Raw genomic sequence first — 14321 nt, 5'->3', positions numbered from 1 at the left:
CCTCAGCGGCCGGTGCCGGGCAGCGTCACCTGCACCGGCATGCCCGCGCGGAGCTTCGCGTCCCGGTTCACCACCACCACCTCCACCGGGTAGACGAGCCGGTCGCGGTCGGTGCGCGTCTGGATGTTCCTGGGTGTGAACTCGGCCTCCAGCGAGACGGTGCGCACCGTCGCCTGGAACCGCTCGCCCGGCCAGGCGTCGGCCACCACCTCGGCCTTCTGCCCCGGCTTCACCGCGCCGATCTCGGCGTTGGGCAGGTAGAAGGTAGCGGTCACCTCGGACAGGTCCACCAGGCGCGCCAGCACCGCGCCGGGCGCCACCAGCTCGCCGGCCTCGTGCGGCAGCGTCTGCACCTCGGCGTCGCGGGGGGCGCGGAGCTCGCACTCGCCCGCGAGGATGCGCGCGCGCTCCACCGCGGCCTCCGCCGCGCGCACCTGCGCCAGCGCCGCCTGCGCCTGCGAGGCGGTCGCGTCGGTGCTCACCGCGGCGGCCCGCGCCTGCTCGGCGCTCGCGGCCGCCTGCGCGCGTGCGGCGAGCGTCTGCTGCGTGAGCTGCGCCGCGCTGGCCTGGGTGAGATCGATGTTCGAGGCGGCCACGTCCTCCGGGAGGTTCGCGAGGCGCCGCGCCTGCCGCTCCGCCGCCTCGGCCTGCGCCGCCACGGCCGCGGCCTGCGCCCGCGCCGCCTCCTCCCCGGCGCGCGCCGCCACCCGCGACCGCTCCGACGCCTTCACCTGGGCCATGGCCGCGGTCGCCTGCGCCCGCGCCGCCGCCAGGCGCGCCTCGCCCTCGGCGAGCGCCGCCTGCGGGTCGGCGCAGTCGAGCCGCACCAGCAGGTCGCCCGCCTTGACCCGCTGGCCCTCGCGCACCTTCAGCTCCAGGATGCGCGCGCCCACGCGCGAGGAGAGCTCGACCACGGTCCCCTCGACCTCGCCCGAGCCACCCGCGGGCGCCGAGAGGGCGCGCGCCTGGCTCCACAGGCGGTAGCCGATGAGGCTGGCCAGCACGAGCGTGAGCACCACCAGGACCGCGACGACTCGTCTCATGTCTGCTCCCTCCGCGGCGTGTCCCGCGGGCTGCGTCCGGGTCCATCGCAAGACGCGTGCCGCCGTGCGCATGTGCCCGGCGCGCCGCGGGGACGCGGCGTTGCGCCCCGCCCGTCGACCCTCCGGCGTAGGAGAACCGACGCGGCGTACGGGAATCCGAACGCGCGCGCCCGGGCCGCGCGCCGAAATCTCCGCCGCGGCGCGATCCCGCGCGCCGGCACCGTCCTTGCTCTCCTCCGCGCCCGGCGGCGCCGTCCCCCCGCGCCGCACCGGAGAACGCACCGTGAACACGCCGATCCTCCTCGCGCTCCTCCTCGCCACGCCGGGCGGCACCCCGGCGGCGCCCGCCGCCTCGCCGGCCGCGCCGCCCGACGCCGCCGTCCCCGAGCTGACGCTCGAGGCCGCGCTCCGCGAGCTCGACGCGCAGAGCCTGACCCTGGCGCAGGCGCGCAGCCGCGCCGACGAGGCGGGCGCGCTCGTGCGGCAGTCCGCCGCCGCGCTCCTCCCCACGCTCACCGCCCAGGGCACCTATCTGAAGAACAGCGAGGGCGTCACGCTCGCACTCCCGGGCGGCCCCGAGCGCGTCATCCAGCCGGACGAGTCGCTGAGCGTGACCGCCACCGCGCGCGTCCCGCTGCTCGTCCCCACCGCGTGGTTCGACCTCGCCGCCACGCGCGACGCGGCCCGCGCCGAGGACCTCGGCGCCGAGGCCACCCGGCGCACGCTCCGCACCGGCCTGGCGCAGTCGGCGCACGGCGCCGCCTCGGCGGAGGAGGTGGTGGCCGCCTCCGAGCGCGCCGTCGAGAGCGCGGCGGAGCTGGTGCGGAGCGCGGAGCGCCGCGTGGCCGCCGGGACCGCGGCGCCGCTCGACGTGCTGAAGTCGCGCACGGAGCAGGTCCGGCGCGAGAGCGACCTGGTGTCCGCCCGCGCCGGCCTGGAGCGGGCGCGGCTGGCGCTCGGGATCCTGCTCGGGCGGAGGGATCCGGTCCGGGTGGTGGTGCCGGACGGCACCGCGGCGCCCGCGCCGGAGCTCGACGTCCCGGCCGAGGCGCTGGCGGGCGAGGCGCTCGAGCACCGGCCGGAGATCGCCGCGCAGGACGCGCGGGTGGCCGCGGCCGAGTCCGGCGTCCGCTCCGCCTGGGCGCGCCTCGCCCCGCAGCTCTCCGCCTCCGGGTCCGCGTTCGCCGCGGACACCCCCTACGTCTCGGGCGAGAAGGACGGCTGGCGGGTGACGCTCGACCTCACCTGGCAGCTCTACGACGGCGGCTTCCGCTACGGGAAGCGCCGCCAGGCGGAGGCCCAGGCCGCCGGCGCGCGCGCCGGCGCGGAGGCGCAGCGGCTGGCGGTGCGCCAGGAGGTGGAGGACGGCCGGCGCGACCTGCGCGTCGCGCGCGAGCGCCTCCGCCTCGCCGACACGCAGTCGCGGCTGGCCGGCGAGACGGCCGCGTCGGCGCGCCGGTCCTTCGAGGCGGGCATCGCGTCGAGCCTCGACGTGATCGACGCGAACGACCGCCAGTACCTGGCCGAGATCGGCCTCGCCGACGCGCGCGCGCGGCTCGCGCAGGCGCGGCTCGCGCTCGGGCGCGCGCTGGGGCGGGACCTGTAGCGGGGGCGGCCATGCGCGCGGCGGCGACCCTGGCGCGGCGGCGGGTGGGCTCCGGCCCGCCGCTGCCCGAGCGCATCCAGCGGGAGGAGTTCTCCAGGCTGTTCGGACGGCTGCTCACGTTCCGGCTGTGGGTGCTGCTGCCGGCCCTGCTGCTGGTCGGCTGGGTGGTGTGGATCGATCCCTCGCCCTGGCGGCGGGCGGTGCTGCTCGTCGCGTTCGTGGCGGTGTCGACGTTCTTCGTCCGGGAGCTGTTCGCGTTCCGGGCCGGCGGGGCGGGGCAGCGGTCGGTGAACCGCAACGTGCTGCTCGCGACGTTCGGGCAGCTGGTGATCTCGTTCGCGACGGGCGGCATCGACAGCCCGTTCCTGCCCGCCGCGCTGGTGCTGGCGGTGATCCCGGCGATGCTGGTGGAAGGGCCGGTGCGCTGGCTCATCCCGGCCATGCAGATCTCGGGGGTGCTGACCCTGGCGGCGCTGGGGGCGAGCGGCGCCATCCCGGATCTCAACCTGGCGGCGTTCGGCGGCGGCACGCGCGTCGGCACCGGGACCGCGTACCTCTGGGCCGACGCGGCGCTGCTCTGCCTCATGCTGGCCGGCGTGCACGCGCTCGGGAACGGGCTGCGCCACGCCTACCAGGCCGTCCTCCGGCGCCAGCTCGCCGCGCAGGAGGACGCGCTGCGCGCGCACCAGGAGCGCGCCGCCGAGCTGGTCGAGCTGTCCGGCGAGATCGCGCACGAGCTGAAGAACCCGCTCGCCAGCGTGAAGGCGCTCGCGGGGCTGCTGCGCCAGCAGCTCCCGGACGGCAAGGGCGCCGAGCGGCTCGAGGTCCTCCGCCACGAGGTGGACCGGATGCAGTCGGTGCTGGAGGACTTCCTCAACTTCTCGCGCCCGCTCGTGCCGCTCTCGGTGGACGCGTGCGACCTCGCCGCGCTCTGCCAGGAGGTCGCGGCGCTGCACGAGGGCGTCGCCTCGGAGCGCGGGCTGGAGCTGTCGGTGGAAGGCGACGGCGTGTCCGTCCGCGGCGACCGCCGCAAGCTGAAGCAGGTGCTCATCAACCTGGTCCAGAACGCGGTGGAGGCGAGCGCGCCGGGCGGCGAGGTGGTGCTCGAGGTCGCGCCCGCCGCGGACGGCGGCGCGCGCGTGCGCGTGCTCGATCGCGGCGCCGGGGTGGACCCCGCCCTCGGCGACGCCGTGTTCCACCCCGGCGTGACCAGCAAGGCGAAGGGCTCCGGCCTGGGCCTCACCGTGGCGCGGGCCATCGCCCGCCAGCACGGCGGTGACCTCGCGCTCGCGCCCCGGCCGGACGGCGGCACCGCCGCGGAGCTGGTCCTGCCGGCGCGCCCCGCCGCGCCCGGGCCGTAGCGGGGACGCGGCCGGGCGCAGGACCTGGCCGGCGCGATCCGCGATCCGCGATCCCGGGAGCGGATCGCGGATCGCGCCCCGCGCGCGCCTACCGCGGCGCCGCGCCCGGCTCCGCCGCCGGCACCGGGAAGCCGCGCTTGCGCATGAGCGCGCCGATGCCGGGGTCGCGCCCGCGGAACGCGCGGTACGCGTCGGCGGGATCGACGGTGTTCCCGGCGGAGAACACGTGCTCGCGCAGGCGGGCGGCGACCGCCCGGTCGTACGGGCCCTTCGCCTCGGTGAACGCCTCGTACGCGTCGGTGCTGAGGGTGTCGGCCCAGAGGTAGCTGTAGTAGCCGGCGGAGTAGCCGTCGCCGGAGAACACGTGGAGGAAGTGCGGCGGCCGGTGGCGCATCACCACCTCGCGCGGCATGCCCAGCGCGGCGAGCGTGTCCTTCTCGAACGCGGCGGGGTCGATCTCGGTCGAGCCGGCGAGGTGCATCTTCAGATCCACCAGCGCGGCCGAGAGGTACTCCACCGTCCCGAAGCCCTGGTTGAAGGTGGACGCCTTCTGGATCTTCGCCACCAGCGCCCGCGGCAGCGGCTTGCCGGTCTTCACGTGGCGCGCGAAGCGGTCCAGCACCTCCGGCGTCTCGAGCCAGCGCTCCAGGAGCTGCGACGGGAACTCCACGTAGTCGCGCGCCACCGCGGTGCCGGAGAGCGACGGGTACCCGACGCTGGAGGCGAGGCCGTGCAGCGCGTGCCCGAACTCGTGGAACAGGGTCTCGGCGTCGGTCCAGCTCACCAGCACCGGCTCGCCCGGCTTCCCCTTCACGAAGTTCGCGTTGTTCGAGACGATGGTCGGGATCTCGCCGTCGAACCGCTCCTGCGCGCGGTACGCGTTCATCCACGCGCCCGAGCGCTTCCCGTCGCGCGCGTACGGGTCGAAGTACCAGCGGCCCACGTGCCGGCCCTTGCCGTCCTTCACCTCCCAGACGCGCACGTCGGGGTGGTACACCGGCACGCCCTTCGCCGGCGTGAAGTGCAGGTCGAACAGGCGGCCGGCCACCCAGAACATCGCCTCGCGCAGCTTCTCGAGCTGCAGGTAGGGCTTCACCTCGTTCTCGTCGAGGTCGTACTTCGCCTTGCGGACCTTCTCCGCGTAGAAGCGGTAGTCCCACGGCTCGATGGTGATGCCCGCGCCCTCGCGGTCGGCCACCGCCTGCATGTCGGCGACCTCCTCGCGGACCCGCGCCACCGCCGCCGGCCACACCGCCTCCATGAGCGCCATGGCGCGCTCGGGCGTCTTCGCCATCGAGTCCTCGAGCCGCCAGTGCGCGTGCGTCGGGTACCCGAGCAGCTTCGCGCGCTCGGCGCGGAGCTTCAGGATCTCGGTGATGGCCGCCTTGGTGTCGTGGCCGTCGCCGTGGTCGCCGCGGCGGGTGAAGTCGCGCCAGACCCGCTCGCGCAGGTCGCGCCGCTCCGAGTACGCGAGGAACGGCTCGACGCTGGAGCGCGTGTTCAGCACCGCCCACTTGCCGGCCTTCCCGCGGGTCGCGGCCGCGGCGGCCATGCCCGCGCGCACGCTCGCCGGGAGGCCCGCCAGCGCCGCCTCGTCCTCGAGGACCAGGGTGTAGCCGGACTCGTCGGCGAGCACGTCCTGCGCGAACTTCGTGTACAGCGTGGCGAGCCGCTCGTTGATCGCGGCGACGCGCTGCTTCGCGGCCGGGTCGAGCTTCGCGCCGGCGCGGACGAACGTCGTGTGGTAGAGCCAGGCGAGCCGCTTCTGCTCGGGCGTCCTGCAGGAGGTCTCGCGCGCCTCGTAGACGGCGGCGATGCGCGCGAACAGCTTCTCGTTCTGCGTGATGCGGTCGTCGAACGCGGCCAGCTTCGGCGCCAGCTCGCGCTCGACGGCCTGGAACTCCGGCGTGCTCATCGAGGTGGAGAACACCCCGAAGACCGTCATGGCGCGGTCGAGCGCCCGGCCGGAGCGCTCCATCGCGGCCAGCGTGTTGTCGAAGGTGGGCGCGGCCGGGTCTGCGGCGATCGCCTCGACGGCGGCGAGCTTCGCGGCCATGCCGGCCTCGATGGCCGGGGCGAGCTGATCGACGCGCGCCACGTCGAACGGCGGGACGCCGCCGTGCGGGCCCGCCCACGGGGCGAGCAGCGGGTTGTTCACTGGGACCTCCGCGCGCGCGGGGGCCGCGGGCGGGCTGGAGAGCAGGACGAGCTGTGCGAGCGCGCTCGCGACGAGTGCCGACATGTACGACCTCCGCGCCGAATGGGCTCCCGGTTCTCTCGCGCGGGGCCGCGAGCGGGTCAAGTCCCTCGTCGCGCCGGATCGCGTGCGCGTCGCGGTGCGATCCGCGGTTGACACGCGGCGCGAACGCAGGTTGAACGTGCGTGCGCCGGCGCTCGCCGGCGAGCCACGGGCGCCGCGGCAGCCGGGCCGCCGCGCGCCGCCCCTCACCACCCACGGAGCGAACACACATGAAGCGGATGCTCATCTCCGTCCTCGCCGTCCTCGCGCTGGCCCCGTTCGCCGCGCAGGCCCGCAACCTGTCGCCGGGCACGCTGGAGCTCTCCGGCTCGACCCAGCTCGGGTTCTCGACCACCTCGACCGAGGTGGACGGCGACCCCAACGACTTCGACCAGGACATCTGGACCGTCCACGGCTCGGGCCTCGTCTACGTCGCCCCGAACCTCGGCATCGGCCTCGTCCTCGGGCACCAGAACGTCGAGACCACCTACGGCCTCGACAAGACCGAGTCCAGCACCACCACCTTCGGCCCGGCGATCGGCTTCAACGTGAGCCTGGCCCCGCAGCTCTCGCTGAAGCTGAACGGCAACCTCGTGTTCGCGCGGGGGTCGCAGGACGACCTCGACATGGACGGGTTCGGCTGGGGCGTCGGCGCGGGGCTGAGCTTCTTCCCGGTGTCGTACCTGTCGATCGACGCCGGCCTCGGCTACCAGGCGCTGTACCTCGAGGACGACGTGAACCGCGACTGGGACATCTCGGGCCTGAACGTCGGCGTCGGCCTCAGCGTCTACTTCGGCGGCCGGTAGCGCCGAGCCGGTCCCGCGGCGCCGCGGGACGGAGGTCTCGCGCCCGCGGTGCGTTCCCGGAAGGGGCGCGCCGCGGGCGCGCTCGCGCGTCGCCGCCACGGCGGGCGCGGGCGGGCCGGGTTAAGGTTCCGGCCATGTTCGCGCCCATCGTGCTCGCGGCCGGCGGCTCGTCGCGGATGGGCCGCAGCAAGCTGCTGCTCGAGCTCGGGGGCGTCTCGCTGCTCCGGCGCGTCGCCCGCGCCGCGGCGGACGCGGCGGTGGGGCCCGTGGTGGTGGTGCTCGGCGACGCCGCCGAGCGCGCCCGGCCGGAACTGGCGGGCCTTCCCTGCACGATCGTCGCGGATCCCGCCCTCACGTCGCGCGGCATGAACGCCTCGCTCGCGGCCGGCCTGGCCGCGGTGCCCGCCCTCGCGGCGGGCGCGGTGGTGCTCCTCGCCGACATGCCGCTGGTGGACGCCGCGGCGATCCGCGCCCTGGTGGAGCGCCACCGCGCCACCGGTGCGCCGCTGGTGGCGACCCGCGATGGCGACGCCCTCGCGCCGCCGGTGCTCTACCATCGCGCGCTGTTCGCCGAGCTGGCCGCGGGCGGCGAGGGTGACGGGATCGGGCGCGCGCTGCTCCGGCGTCACGCGGAGCGGCTGCAGGTGGTGGACGCGCCCGCCGGCGCGCTCGCCGACGTGGACGGTCCGGCCGACCTGGAGCGCCTGCGCGCGCGGCTCGGCGAAGGAGGCACGGGGTGACCGATCGCGAGATCCTGGAGCGTGCGGCCGCCTGGAGCGCCGCGGGGCAGCGGGTGGCGCTCGCGACCGTCGTCGCGACCTGGGGCTCGTCGCCTCGCCCGCCCGGCAGCCAGCTCGCGGTGAGCGAGCGCGGCGAGCTGGCGGGCTCGGTGTCGGGCGGCTGCGTGGAGTCGGCCGTGGCCGAGGCGGCGCTGGAGGTGCTGCGCACCGGGGCGCCGCGAACGCTCGAGTACGGGGTGACGGCCGAGCGCGCCTGGGAGGTGGGGCTCCCGTGCGGCGGGCGGGTGCGCGTCCACGTGGAGGCGGCCGGCGCCGACGCGCTGGCACGCGACGTCCGCGGGCTCCGCGCGCGCGAGCGGGTCGAGCGGGTGCTCGAGCTCGGCGGGGGCGAGACGTTCCGGCTGGTGCTGGAGCCGCCGGTGCGGCTGGTGATCGTCGGGGCGGTGCACCTCGCGCAGCCGCTCGCGCGCATGGCCGAGGTGGCGGGCTACGAGGTCCGGCTCGTGGACCCGCGCCCGGTCTACGCCACCGAGGCGCGCTTCCCGGGCGTGGCCCTCGAGCGCGGCTGGCCGGACGAGGCGCTCGCCCGGATCGGCCTCGACGCGCGCACCGCCGTGGTGACGCTCAGCCACGACCGCAAGCTCGACGACCCGGCGCTCGCCGCGGCGCTCCGGTCGCCGGCGTTCTACGTCGGGGCGCTGGGGAGCCGCCGCACGCAGGCGGGGATCCGCAGCCGGCTCCGCGAGGAGGGGCTCGCCGACGCCGACCTCGCGCGCCTGCACGGGCCGGTGGGGCTCGACCTGGGCGGCGAGGCGCCCGGCGAGATCGCGGTGGAGATCCTCGCAGACCTGGTGGCGACGCTGCGCCGCGCGGCCGCGCCCGTCCCGGCGCCCGCCGCCGCCGCGCCCGCCACCTGATCCCGGCCGAAGGACACGGAGGAGACGAGATGGCCAGCCTGACCCTGCTCGTGAACGACCAGAAGCGGACGGTGGACGTCGCGCCGGAGACGCCGCTGCTGTGGGTGCTCCGCGACACGCTCGGCCTCACCGGCACGAAGTTCGGCTGCGGCATGTCGCTCTGCGGCGCGTGCACGGTGCTGCTCGACGGCGACGCGGTGCGGAGCTGCCAGACGCCGGTGAAGGACGCCGTCGGGCACCGCGTCACCACCATCGAAGGGCTCGCCGCCGGCGGCAGCCCGCTGCAGGCGGCGTGGGTGGCGGAGGAGGTCCCGCAGTGCGGGTACTGCCAGTCCGGGCAGATCATGTCCGCGGCGGCGCTCCTCACCAGGACCCCGGATCCCACCGACGCGCAGATCGACGCCGCCATGGACGGCGTGCTGTGCCGGTGCGGGACGTACCAGCGGATCCGCCGCGCCATCCACCGCGCGGCGCGGGCCAAGGGAGGTGCGCGATGAGCGCCGGGGCGCTGGGGCGAAGGGACTTCCTGAAGCTCTCGGCGGGCGCGGGCCTGTGGCTGGCCGTGTCCGGTCCGGGCCGCGTGCTGGCCGCGGGGCAGGTGGCGGCGGCGGAAGGCTTCAAGCCTTCGGCGTGGCTGCACCTCGCGCCGGACGGCACCACGACGATCTTCCTCGGCCGCTCGGAGATGGGGCAGGGGACCTACACCGGCATGGCGGTGCTGGTGGCGGAGGAGCTGGAGGCGGACTGGACCAAGGTGAAGATCGTCCAGGGCGACGCCGACCCGAAGTACGGCGAGATGGTCACCGGCGGCTCGCGCTCGGTGCGCAGCGAGTTCATCCCGCTCCGCAAGGCCGGCGCCGCGGCGCGCGAGGTGCTGCTGAAGGCGGGCGCGAGGCGGCTCGGGGTCCCGGTGCGCGCCTGCCGGGCCGAGGGCGGCGCGGTGGTGCACGCCGCGAGCGGGCGGCGCCTCGGGTACGGCGAGCTGGCGGCCGACGCGGCGACGCTGCCGGTCCCGGCGAACCCGCGCCTGAAGGATCCGCGGCGGTTCAAGCTCATCGGCAAGCGCGTGCCGCGCCTCGACACGCCGCCCAAGGTGCGCGGCGAGGCGGTGTTCGGCCTCGACGTGCGCGTCTCGGGCATGCTGCACGCCACGGTGGCGCGGCCGCCGGTGCGCGGCGGGAAGGTGAAGGGCTTCGACGCGGCCGCCGCGGGCAAGGTGCCCGGCGTGCGCAAGGTGGTCGAGGTCCCGAGCGGCGTGGCGGTGATCGCCGACTCGACCTGGGCCGCCATCCAGGGGCGCGAGGCGCTGAAGGCGACCTTCGAGCCGGGCCCGAACGGCGCGCTCGACGGCGCCGCCATCGCGCGCCTGCTCGCCGAGGCGAAGGTGGACCCGGCCCCGTCGCGCAGCGAGGGCGGGGACGTGGAGCAGGCGCTGGCGGGCGCGGCGCAGCGCGTCCAGGCCGTGTACGAGCTGCCGCTGCTCGCCCACGCCACCATGGAGCCGATGAACTGCACGGCCCACGTGGCCCTCGGGAAGGCGGAGCTGTGGGCGCCGACCCAGGCGCCGCTCTGGGCTCGCGCCGAGGTGGCGAAGGCGCTCGGCCTCGCCGAGGCCGCGGTGACGGTGCACGTCACGTTCCTCGGCGGCGGCTTCGGCCGCCGGGCGCTGCCGGACTTCGCGGTGGAGGCGGCGCACGTGTCGCGGGCGGCGGGCGCGCCGGTCCAGGTCACCTGGACGCGCGAGGACGACCTGCGCCACGACTTCTACCGGCCGCCGGGCCGCAACGAGCTGCGGGCCGGCCTGGACGCGAAGGGGCGGCTGGTGGCGTGGCACCACGTGGTGCGCAACCCGTCCATCGGGCAGCAGCTGTTCGGCGAGGCGCGCCGCCGCGGCGACCGACCGGACACGGTGGAGGGCGCGGCCGACGTGCCGTACACCGCCCGCGCCGTCCGCGTGGAGCACGCGCTGCCCGAGATCGGCGTGCCGCTTGGCTGGTGGCGCTCGGTGTACTCGTCGCAGAACGCCTTCGCGGAGGAGGTCTTCGTGGACGAGCTGGCGCGCGCCGCCGGCCAGGACCCGCTCGCGTTCCGGCTCGCGAACCTCCCGCGCGACAGCCGCCTGCGCGGCGTGCTGCGGCTGGCGGCCGACCGCGCCGGCTGGGGCAAGGCGCCGCCGGCCGGCCACGCGCTGGGCCTCGCCTGCCACGCGTCGTTCGGCAGCTACGTCGCCCAGGTGGCCGAGGTGTCGGTGCGAAACGGCCGGATCACCGTGCACCGGGTCGTGTGCGCGGTGGACTGCGGCACCGCCCTCAACCCGGACAGCGTCGAGGCGCAGGTGGAGGGCTCGGTGGTGTACGGGCTGTCGGCGGCGCTGCGCGGCGAGATCACCGTGAAGGGCGGCGCGGTGGAGCAGGGCAACTTCGACGCGTACGAGCCGCTCCGGATGAGCGAGATGCCGAAGGTCGAGGTGCACCTCGTCCCGAGCAACGCCGAGCCCGGCGGCATGGGCGAGCCCGCGCTCCCGCCCATCGCCCCGGCCGTCGCGAACGCGGTGTTCGCCGCCACCGGCGAGCGGCTCCGGAAGCTGCCGCTCCGCCCCGCGGGGCGCGCCGGGTAGGACGCCGGCCGTGCCCCGGCCCCGGGCAGCCGGCTGCCCGGACCGGGGCAGGCCGCGCCCGCGGTCGCAGAAAGCCTGCGGGATCGGGCCGGCGACGGTGGCACGGCCCCTGCTTCGCTGGGCGGGATGGACGCGCGGCGCGCCGAGCTCGAGGCGGAGACGCTGTACGAGATCGGCAAGGTCCTGTCGCTCTCGACCGACCTCAACAAGGCCTTCACCTCGGCCCTCAACCTGCTCGCGCTGTACCTCGGGATGGAGAACGGGACGCTGTCCCTGTTCGATCCGGTCACCGGGGAGGTGTTCATCGAGGCGGCGCCGGAGATGCGCGACGAGGAGCGCATCCTCGGCCGCTTCCGGCCCGGCGAAGGGCTGGTCGGGCGCATCTTCGCGAACGGGATGCCGGTGGCGATCCCGGACATCGCCCGCGAGCCGGTGTTCCTGAATCGCACCGGCAGCTGGCGCGACCTGGAGCGCGACCCGCGTGCGTTCGTGGGCGTGCCGGTCCAGGACGGCCGCGCCGTCCTGGGCGTGCTCACGGTGGACCGCCCGCACCGCGGCGGGCCGCTGTCGCTCGGGCGCGACGTCCGCCTGCTCACCGCGGTGGCGCACCTGATGGGCGCGCGCGTGCGGCTCATGCAGCTCGAGAGCCCGCAGCGCCGCGCCGCCCAGGACCTCCCGCCGGTCGCCCCGGAGCTGGAGCGCTTCCCGGGCGTGGTCGGCCACGGCCAGCGCATGCGCGAGGTGCTGCGGCTGGTGTCGCGGGTGGCGCGGAGCCGGGCCACGGTGCTGCTCCGGGGCGAGAGCGGCACCGGCAAGGAGCTGTTCGCGCACGCGCTCCACGAGGCCAGCCCGCGCGCCGAGCGGCCCTTCGTGGCGGTGAACTGCGCCGCGCTGCCGGAGGCGCTGGTCGAGTCGGAGCTGTTCGGGCACGAGAAGGGCGCGTTCACCGGCGCCGCGGCGGCGCGGCCGGGGCGGTTCGAGCAGGCGGACGGCGGGACGCTGTTCCTCGACGAGGTGGGCGAGCTGTCGCCGGGGGCGCAGGCGAAGCTGCTGCGAGCGCTCCAGGAGCGCCAGTTCGAGCGCATCGGCGGGCGGCGGACGGTCACGGTGGACGTGCGGCTGGTGGCGGCGACCAACCGCGACCTGGAGGAGATGGTGCGGGCGGGGACGTTCCGCCTCGACCTGTACCACCGGCTCTCGGTGGTGACGCTGGAGCTGCCGCCGCTCCGCGATCGGCCCGAGGACCTGGCCGCCCTGGCCCAGCACTTCCTGGCCGCGCTCGCCGAGGAGCACGGTCGCCCGGCGTCGCTCGGGCCGGGCGTGCTGGAGGTGCTGCGCGCCTGCCGCCTGTCCGGGAACGCGCGGCAGCTCCGCAACTGCCTGGAGCGGGCGCTGGTCTCGTCCACCGGCGACGCGCTCGGCCGCGACGACTTCCCCTGCGCGCGCGCGGGGGGCGTCCCGTGCATGCTCGAGCGCGTCCTCGAGCCCGCCGCGCCGCGCGCCGCCGCGCCGGCGCCGCTCCCGCTCCCGCCGCCCGCGTCTCCGGCGGCACCGCCCGCGCCCGGGCCGGCCGGCGCGGCGCCCGGCACCGAAGCGGCGGACCGGGCCCGGGTGCTCGCGGCGCTGGAGCGCTGCGGCTACGTGCAGGCCAAGGCCGCGCGGCTGCTGGGCATGACCTACCGGCAGGTCGCGTACCGGGTGCGCAAGTACGGCATCGCCATGGAGCGGCTGTAGCGCCGGCGCATGGAGCCGCCCACCTCGTTCAACCGCTGCAACCTCCCGCCGTGGGTGATCGCCTCGGCGGAGTTCAACGACGACCCGCGGCCGATCGAGGTGCAGGGGGTGCGGGCGTCCAACGCCTGGCTGTTCCGCGCGCTCGACGCCCTCGACGATCCGGCCGAGCGCGCCCGCCGGCTGGACGACTGGATCACCGTGCGGTTCCAGCTCCACCAGTGGCAGGCGCAGGCCACGCCGTCCGCGCGCCGCAGCCTGCGGAACGGCTACCTGCGGTTCCTGCGCGGCTGGGGCCACGACTCGAGCTCGGTGGAGGGGGCGGTCCTGAAGGCGTGGGTCCAGAGCCGCATGGGCATCCCGCCCACCTGGCACCACGGCCGCCTCGACGATCCGGCCGGCGAGCCGGCGCGCCGCTTCGCGGTGGACCGGACCGCCGGCAGCGCGCGCACCAGCGCCATCTTCGACCAGCTCGACCTCGTCTACGCGTTCACGCAGTACGAGCTGGCGCGCACCCGGCCCGGCGAGCGCTGGGTGACGCTGTGGCGCGGGCAGCACGAGGTGGGGCCGCGCGAGGTGATCTCGCAGGGGCCCGGCCGCGAGCAGCGGGTGCGGCTCAACAACCTGTGCTCGTTCACCGACGACCCGGAGCGCGCCTGGGAGTTCGGCTCCACCGTCTGGCAGGCGCGCGTGGCCGTGCCGCGGATCTTCTGCGCCTCCTGGCTGCTGCACGGGGTGATGCGCGCCGAGCGCGAGGCGCTGGTGATCGGGGGAGAGCTGCGGGTGCGGCGGGTGATGGGCTAGTCAGCGCCGCAGCGCCACCAGCCGCGTGCGGCGCCAGCGGAGCCGGCCGTAGCAGGCGAGCGCGGGCGCGTTCTCGCGATCGGCGAGGAGCTGCAGCCGCGTCGCCCCGGCGCGCCGCGCCCACGCCTCCAGCTCCGCGAGCAGCGCGCGCGCCACCCCGCGCCCGCGCCAGGCGGGCGCGACGACCAGGTCCTCCACCCAGCAGCTCGGCGCGCCCTCGGCCGTGGAGATCACGAGCTGCCCGGTGACCATCCCCACCACCGCGCCGCCGGCGTCCGCCACCCGGACCGCGGCGCGGTCGGGCGCGGAGAGCAGCGCGGCGAGCCCGCGGAGCTGCCGGTCGCGGTCGGGGCGGAAGTCCGCCTCGATCGCGAACAGCGCCGCGAGCAGCTCGGCCATGGCGGCCAGGTCCTCCACTCCGGCGGCGCGGACGGTGGGCTCGACCGCGCTCACGGGA

The 14321-nt window shown here is 76.5% G+C and carries 12 protein-coding genes; 9 read left to right on the top strand and 3 right to left on the bottom strand.

The window, feature by feature from the left end:
- Window positions 1-2: 2 nt before the first annotated feature.
- Entirely contained in the window at window positions 3-1043 is a 1041-nt protein-coding gene (locus tag ANAEK_RS16195) for an HlyD family secretion protein (protein WP_012527215.1), read from the bottom strand.
- A gap of 283 nt (window positions 1044-1326) precedes the next feature.
- On the opposite strand from ANAEK_RS16195, the gene ANAEK_RS16190 reads away from it, so the two are divergent.
- On the top strand, window positions 1327-2649 hold the full coding sequence (locus ANAEK_RS16190; protein WP_012527214.1) for a TolC family protein: 1323 nt from the start codon (window positions 1327-1329) through the stop codon (window positions 2647-2649).
- 11 nt (window positions 2650-2660) lie between these two features.
- Complete coding sequence (locus ANAEK_RS16185) at window positions 2661-4010, top strand: HAMP domain-containing sensor histidine kinase (protein WP_012527213.1); 1350 nt, start codon at window positions 2661-2663, stop codon at window positions 4008-4010.
- An 88-nt stretch (window positions 4011-4098) separates the two neighbouring features.
- Here the strand turns inward: ANAEK_RS16185 and ANAEK_RS16180 are convergent, their stop codons facing one another.
- Window positions 4099-6252: a M3 family metallopeptidase gene (locus ANAEK_RS16180; RefSeq protein WP_012527212.1), complete on the bottom strand. Its 2154-nt coding sequence runs from the start codon at window positions 6250-6252 to the stop codon at window positions 4099-4101.
- 227 nt (window positions 6253-6479) lie between these two features.
- Here ANAEK_RS16180 and ANAEK_RS16175 point away from each other — a divergent pair, with 227 nt between their 5' ends.
- The 7 genes from ANAEK_RS16175 to ANAEK_RS16145 all read left to right on the top strand — a co-directional run bounded on the left by ANAEK_RS16175 (window position 6480) and on the right by ANAEK_RS16145 (window position 13864).
- Entirely contained in the window at window positions 6480-7055 is a 576-nt protein-coding gene (locus ANAEK_RS16175) for an outer membrane beta-barrel protein (protein ID WP_012527211.1), read from the top strand.
- Between the two features lie 134 nt (window positions 7056-7189).
- The gene (locus ANAEK_RS16170; protein ID WP_012527210.1) at window positions 7190-7795 is read left to right on the top strand and encodes an NTP transferase domain-containing protein; all 606 of its coding nucleotides are present in this window, start codon (window positions 7190-7192) and stop codon (window positions 7793-7795) included.
- The gene (locus ANAEK_RS16165) at window positions 7792-8712 is read left to right on the top strand and encodes an XdhC family protein (protein ID WP_012527209.1); all 921 of its coding nucleotides are present in this window, start codon (window positions 7792-7794) and stop codon (window positions 8710-8712) included. The genes ANAEK_RS16170 and ANAEK_RS16165 overlap by 4 nt, the downstream gene beginning before the upstream one ends.
- Before the next feature lie 29 nt (window positions 8713-8741).
- A complete protein-coding gene (locus ANAEK_RS16160) occupies window positions 8742-9209 on the top strand; it encodes a (2Fe-2S)-binding protein (RefSeq protein ID WP_012527208.1) in 468 nt (155 codons plus the stop codon).
- Window positions 9206-11329, top strand: coding sequence for a xanthine dehydrogenase family protein molybdopterin-binding subunit (locus tag ANAEK_RS16155; protein ID WP_012527207.1), 2124 nt, complete (start codon window positions 9206-9208; stop codon window positions 11327-11329). Before ANAEK_RS16160 ends, ANAEK_RS16155 begins: the two co-directional genes overlap by 4 nt.
- A gap of 126 nt (window positions 11330-11455) precedes the next feature.
- Window positions 11456-13063 carry a nif-specific transcriptional activator NifA gene (nifA, locus tag ANAEK_RS16150; protein WP_012527206.1) on the top strand — a complete coding sequence of 536 codons (1608 nt, stop codon included), beginning with the start codon at window positions 11456-11458 and terminating at the stop codon, window positions 13061-13063.
- Between the two features lie 9 nt (window positions 13064-13072).
- Window positions 13073-13864, top strand: a complete 792-nt coding sequence (locus ANAEK_RS16145; protein ID WP_012527205.1) for an NAD(+)--dinitrogen-reductase ADP-D-ribosyltransferase — start codon at window positions 13073-13075, stop codon at window positions 13862-13864.
- On the opposite strand, the gene ANAEK_RS16140 is transcribed toward ANAEK_RS16145, so the two are convergent.
- Window positions 13865-14317, bottom strand: coding sequence for an N-acetyltransferase (locus ANAEK_RS16140; protein ID WP_012527204.1), 453 nt, complete (start codon window positions 14315-14317; stop codon window positions 13865-13867). It abuts the gene before it with no gap.
- Window positions 14318-14321 lie beyond the last annotated feature (4 nt).

This window comes from Anaeromyxobacter sp. K, from assembly GCF_000020805.1.
Lineage (GTDB): Bacteria > Myxococcota > Myxococcia > Myxococcales > Anaeromyxobacteraceae > Anaeromyxobacter > Anaeromyxobacter dehalogenans.
The sequence above is the reverse complement of the archived record's forward strand: the minus strand, read 5'-3'. Positions and strand labels throughout refer to the sequence as shown.

Coding starts and splice junctions, on each gene's coding strand:
- ANAEK_RS16195 (WP_012527215.1), bottom strand. CDS start 1,043: ATGAGACGAGTCGTCGCGGTCCTGGTGGTGCTCACGCTCGTGCTGGCC.
- ANAEK_RS16185 (WP_012527213.1), top strand. CDS start 2,661: ATGCGCGCGGCGGCGACCCTGGCGCGGCGGCGGGTGGGCTCCGGCCCG.
- ANAEK_RS16180 (WP_012527212.1), bottom strand. CDS start 6,252: ATGTCGGCACTCGTCGCGAGCGCGCTCGCACAGCTCGTCCTGCTCTCC.
- ANAEK_RS16175 (WP_012527211.1), top strand. CDS start 6,480: ATGAAGCGGATGCTCATCTCCGTCCTCGCCGTCCTCGCGCTGGCCCCG.
- ANAEK_RS16170 (WP_012527210.1), top strand. CDS start 7,190: ATGTTCGCGCCCATCGTGCTCGCGGCCGGCGGCTCGTCGCGGATGGGC.
- ANAEK_RS16160 (WP_012527208.1), top strand. CDS start 8,742: ATGGCCAGCCTGACCCTGCTCGTGAACGACCAGAAGCGGACGGTGGAC.
- ANAEK_RS16155 (WP_012527207.1), top strand. CDS start 9,206: ATGAGCGCCGGGGCGCTGGGGCGAAGGGACTTCCTGAAGCTCTCGGCG.
- nifA (WP_012527206.1), top strand. CDS start 11,456: ATGGACGCGCGGCGCGCCGAGCTCGAGGCGGAGACGCTGTACGAGATC.
- ANAEK_RS16145 (WP_012527205.1), top strand. CDS start 13,073: ATGGAGCCGCCCACCTCGTTCAACCGCTGCAACCTCCCGCCGTGGGTG.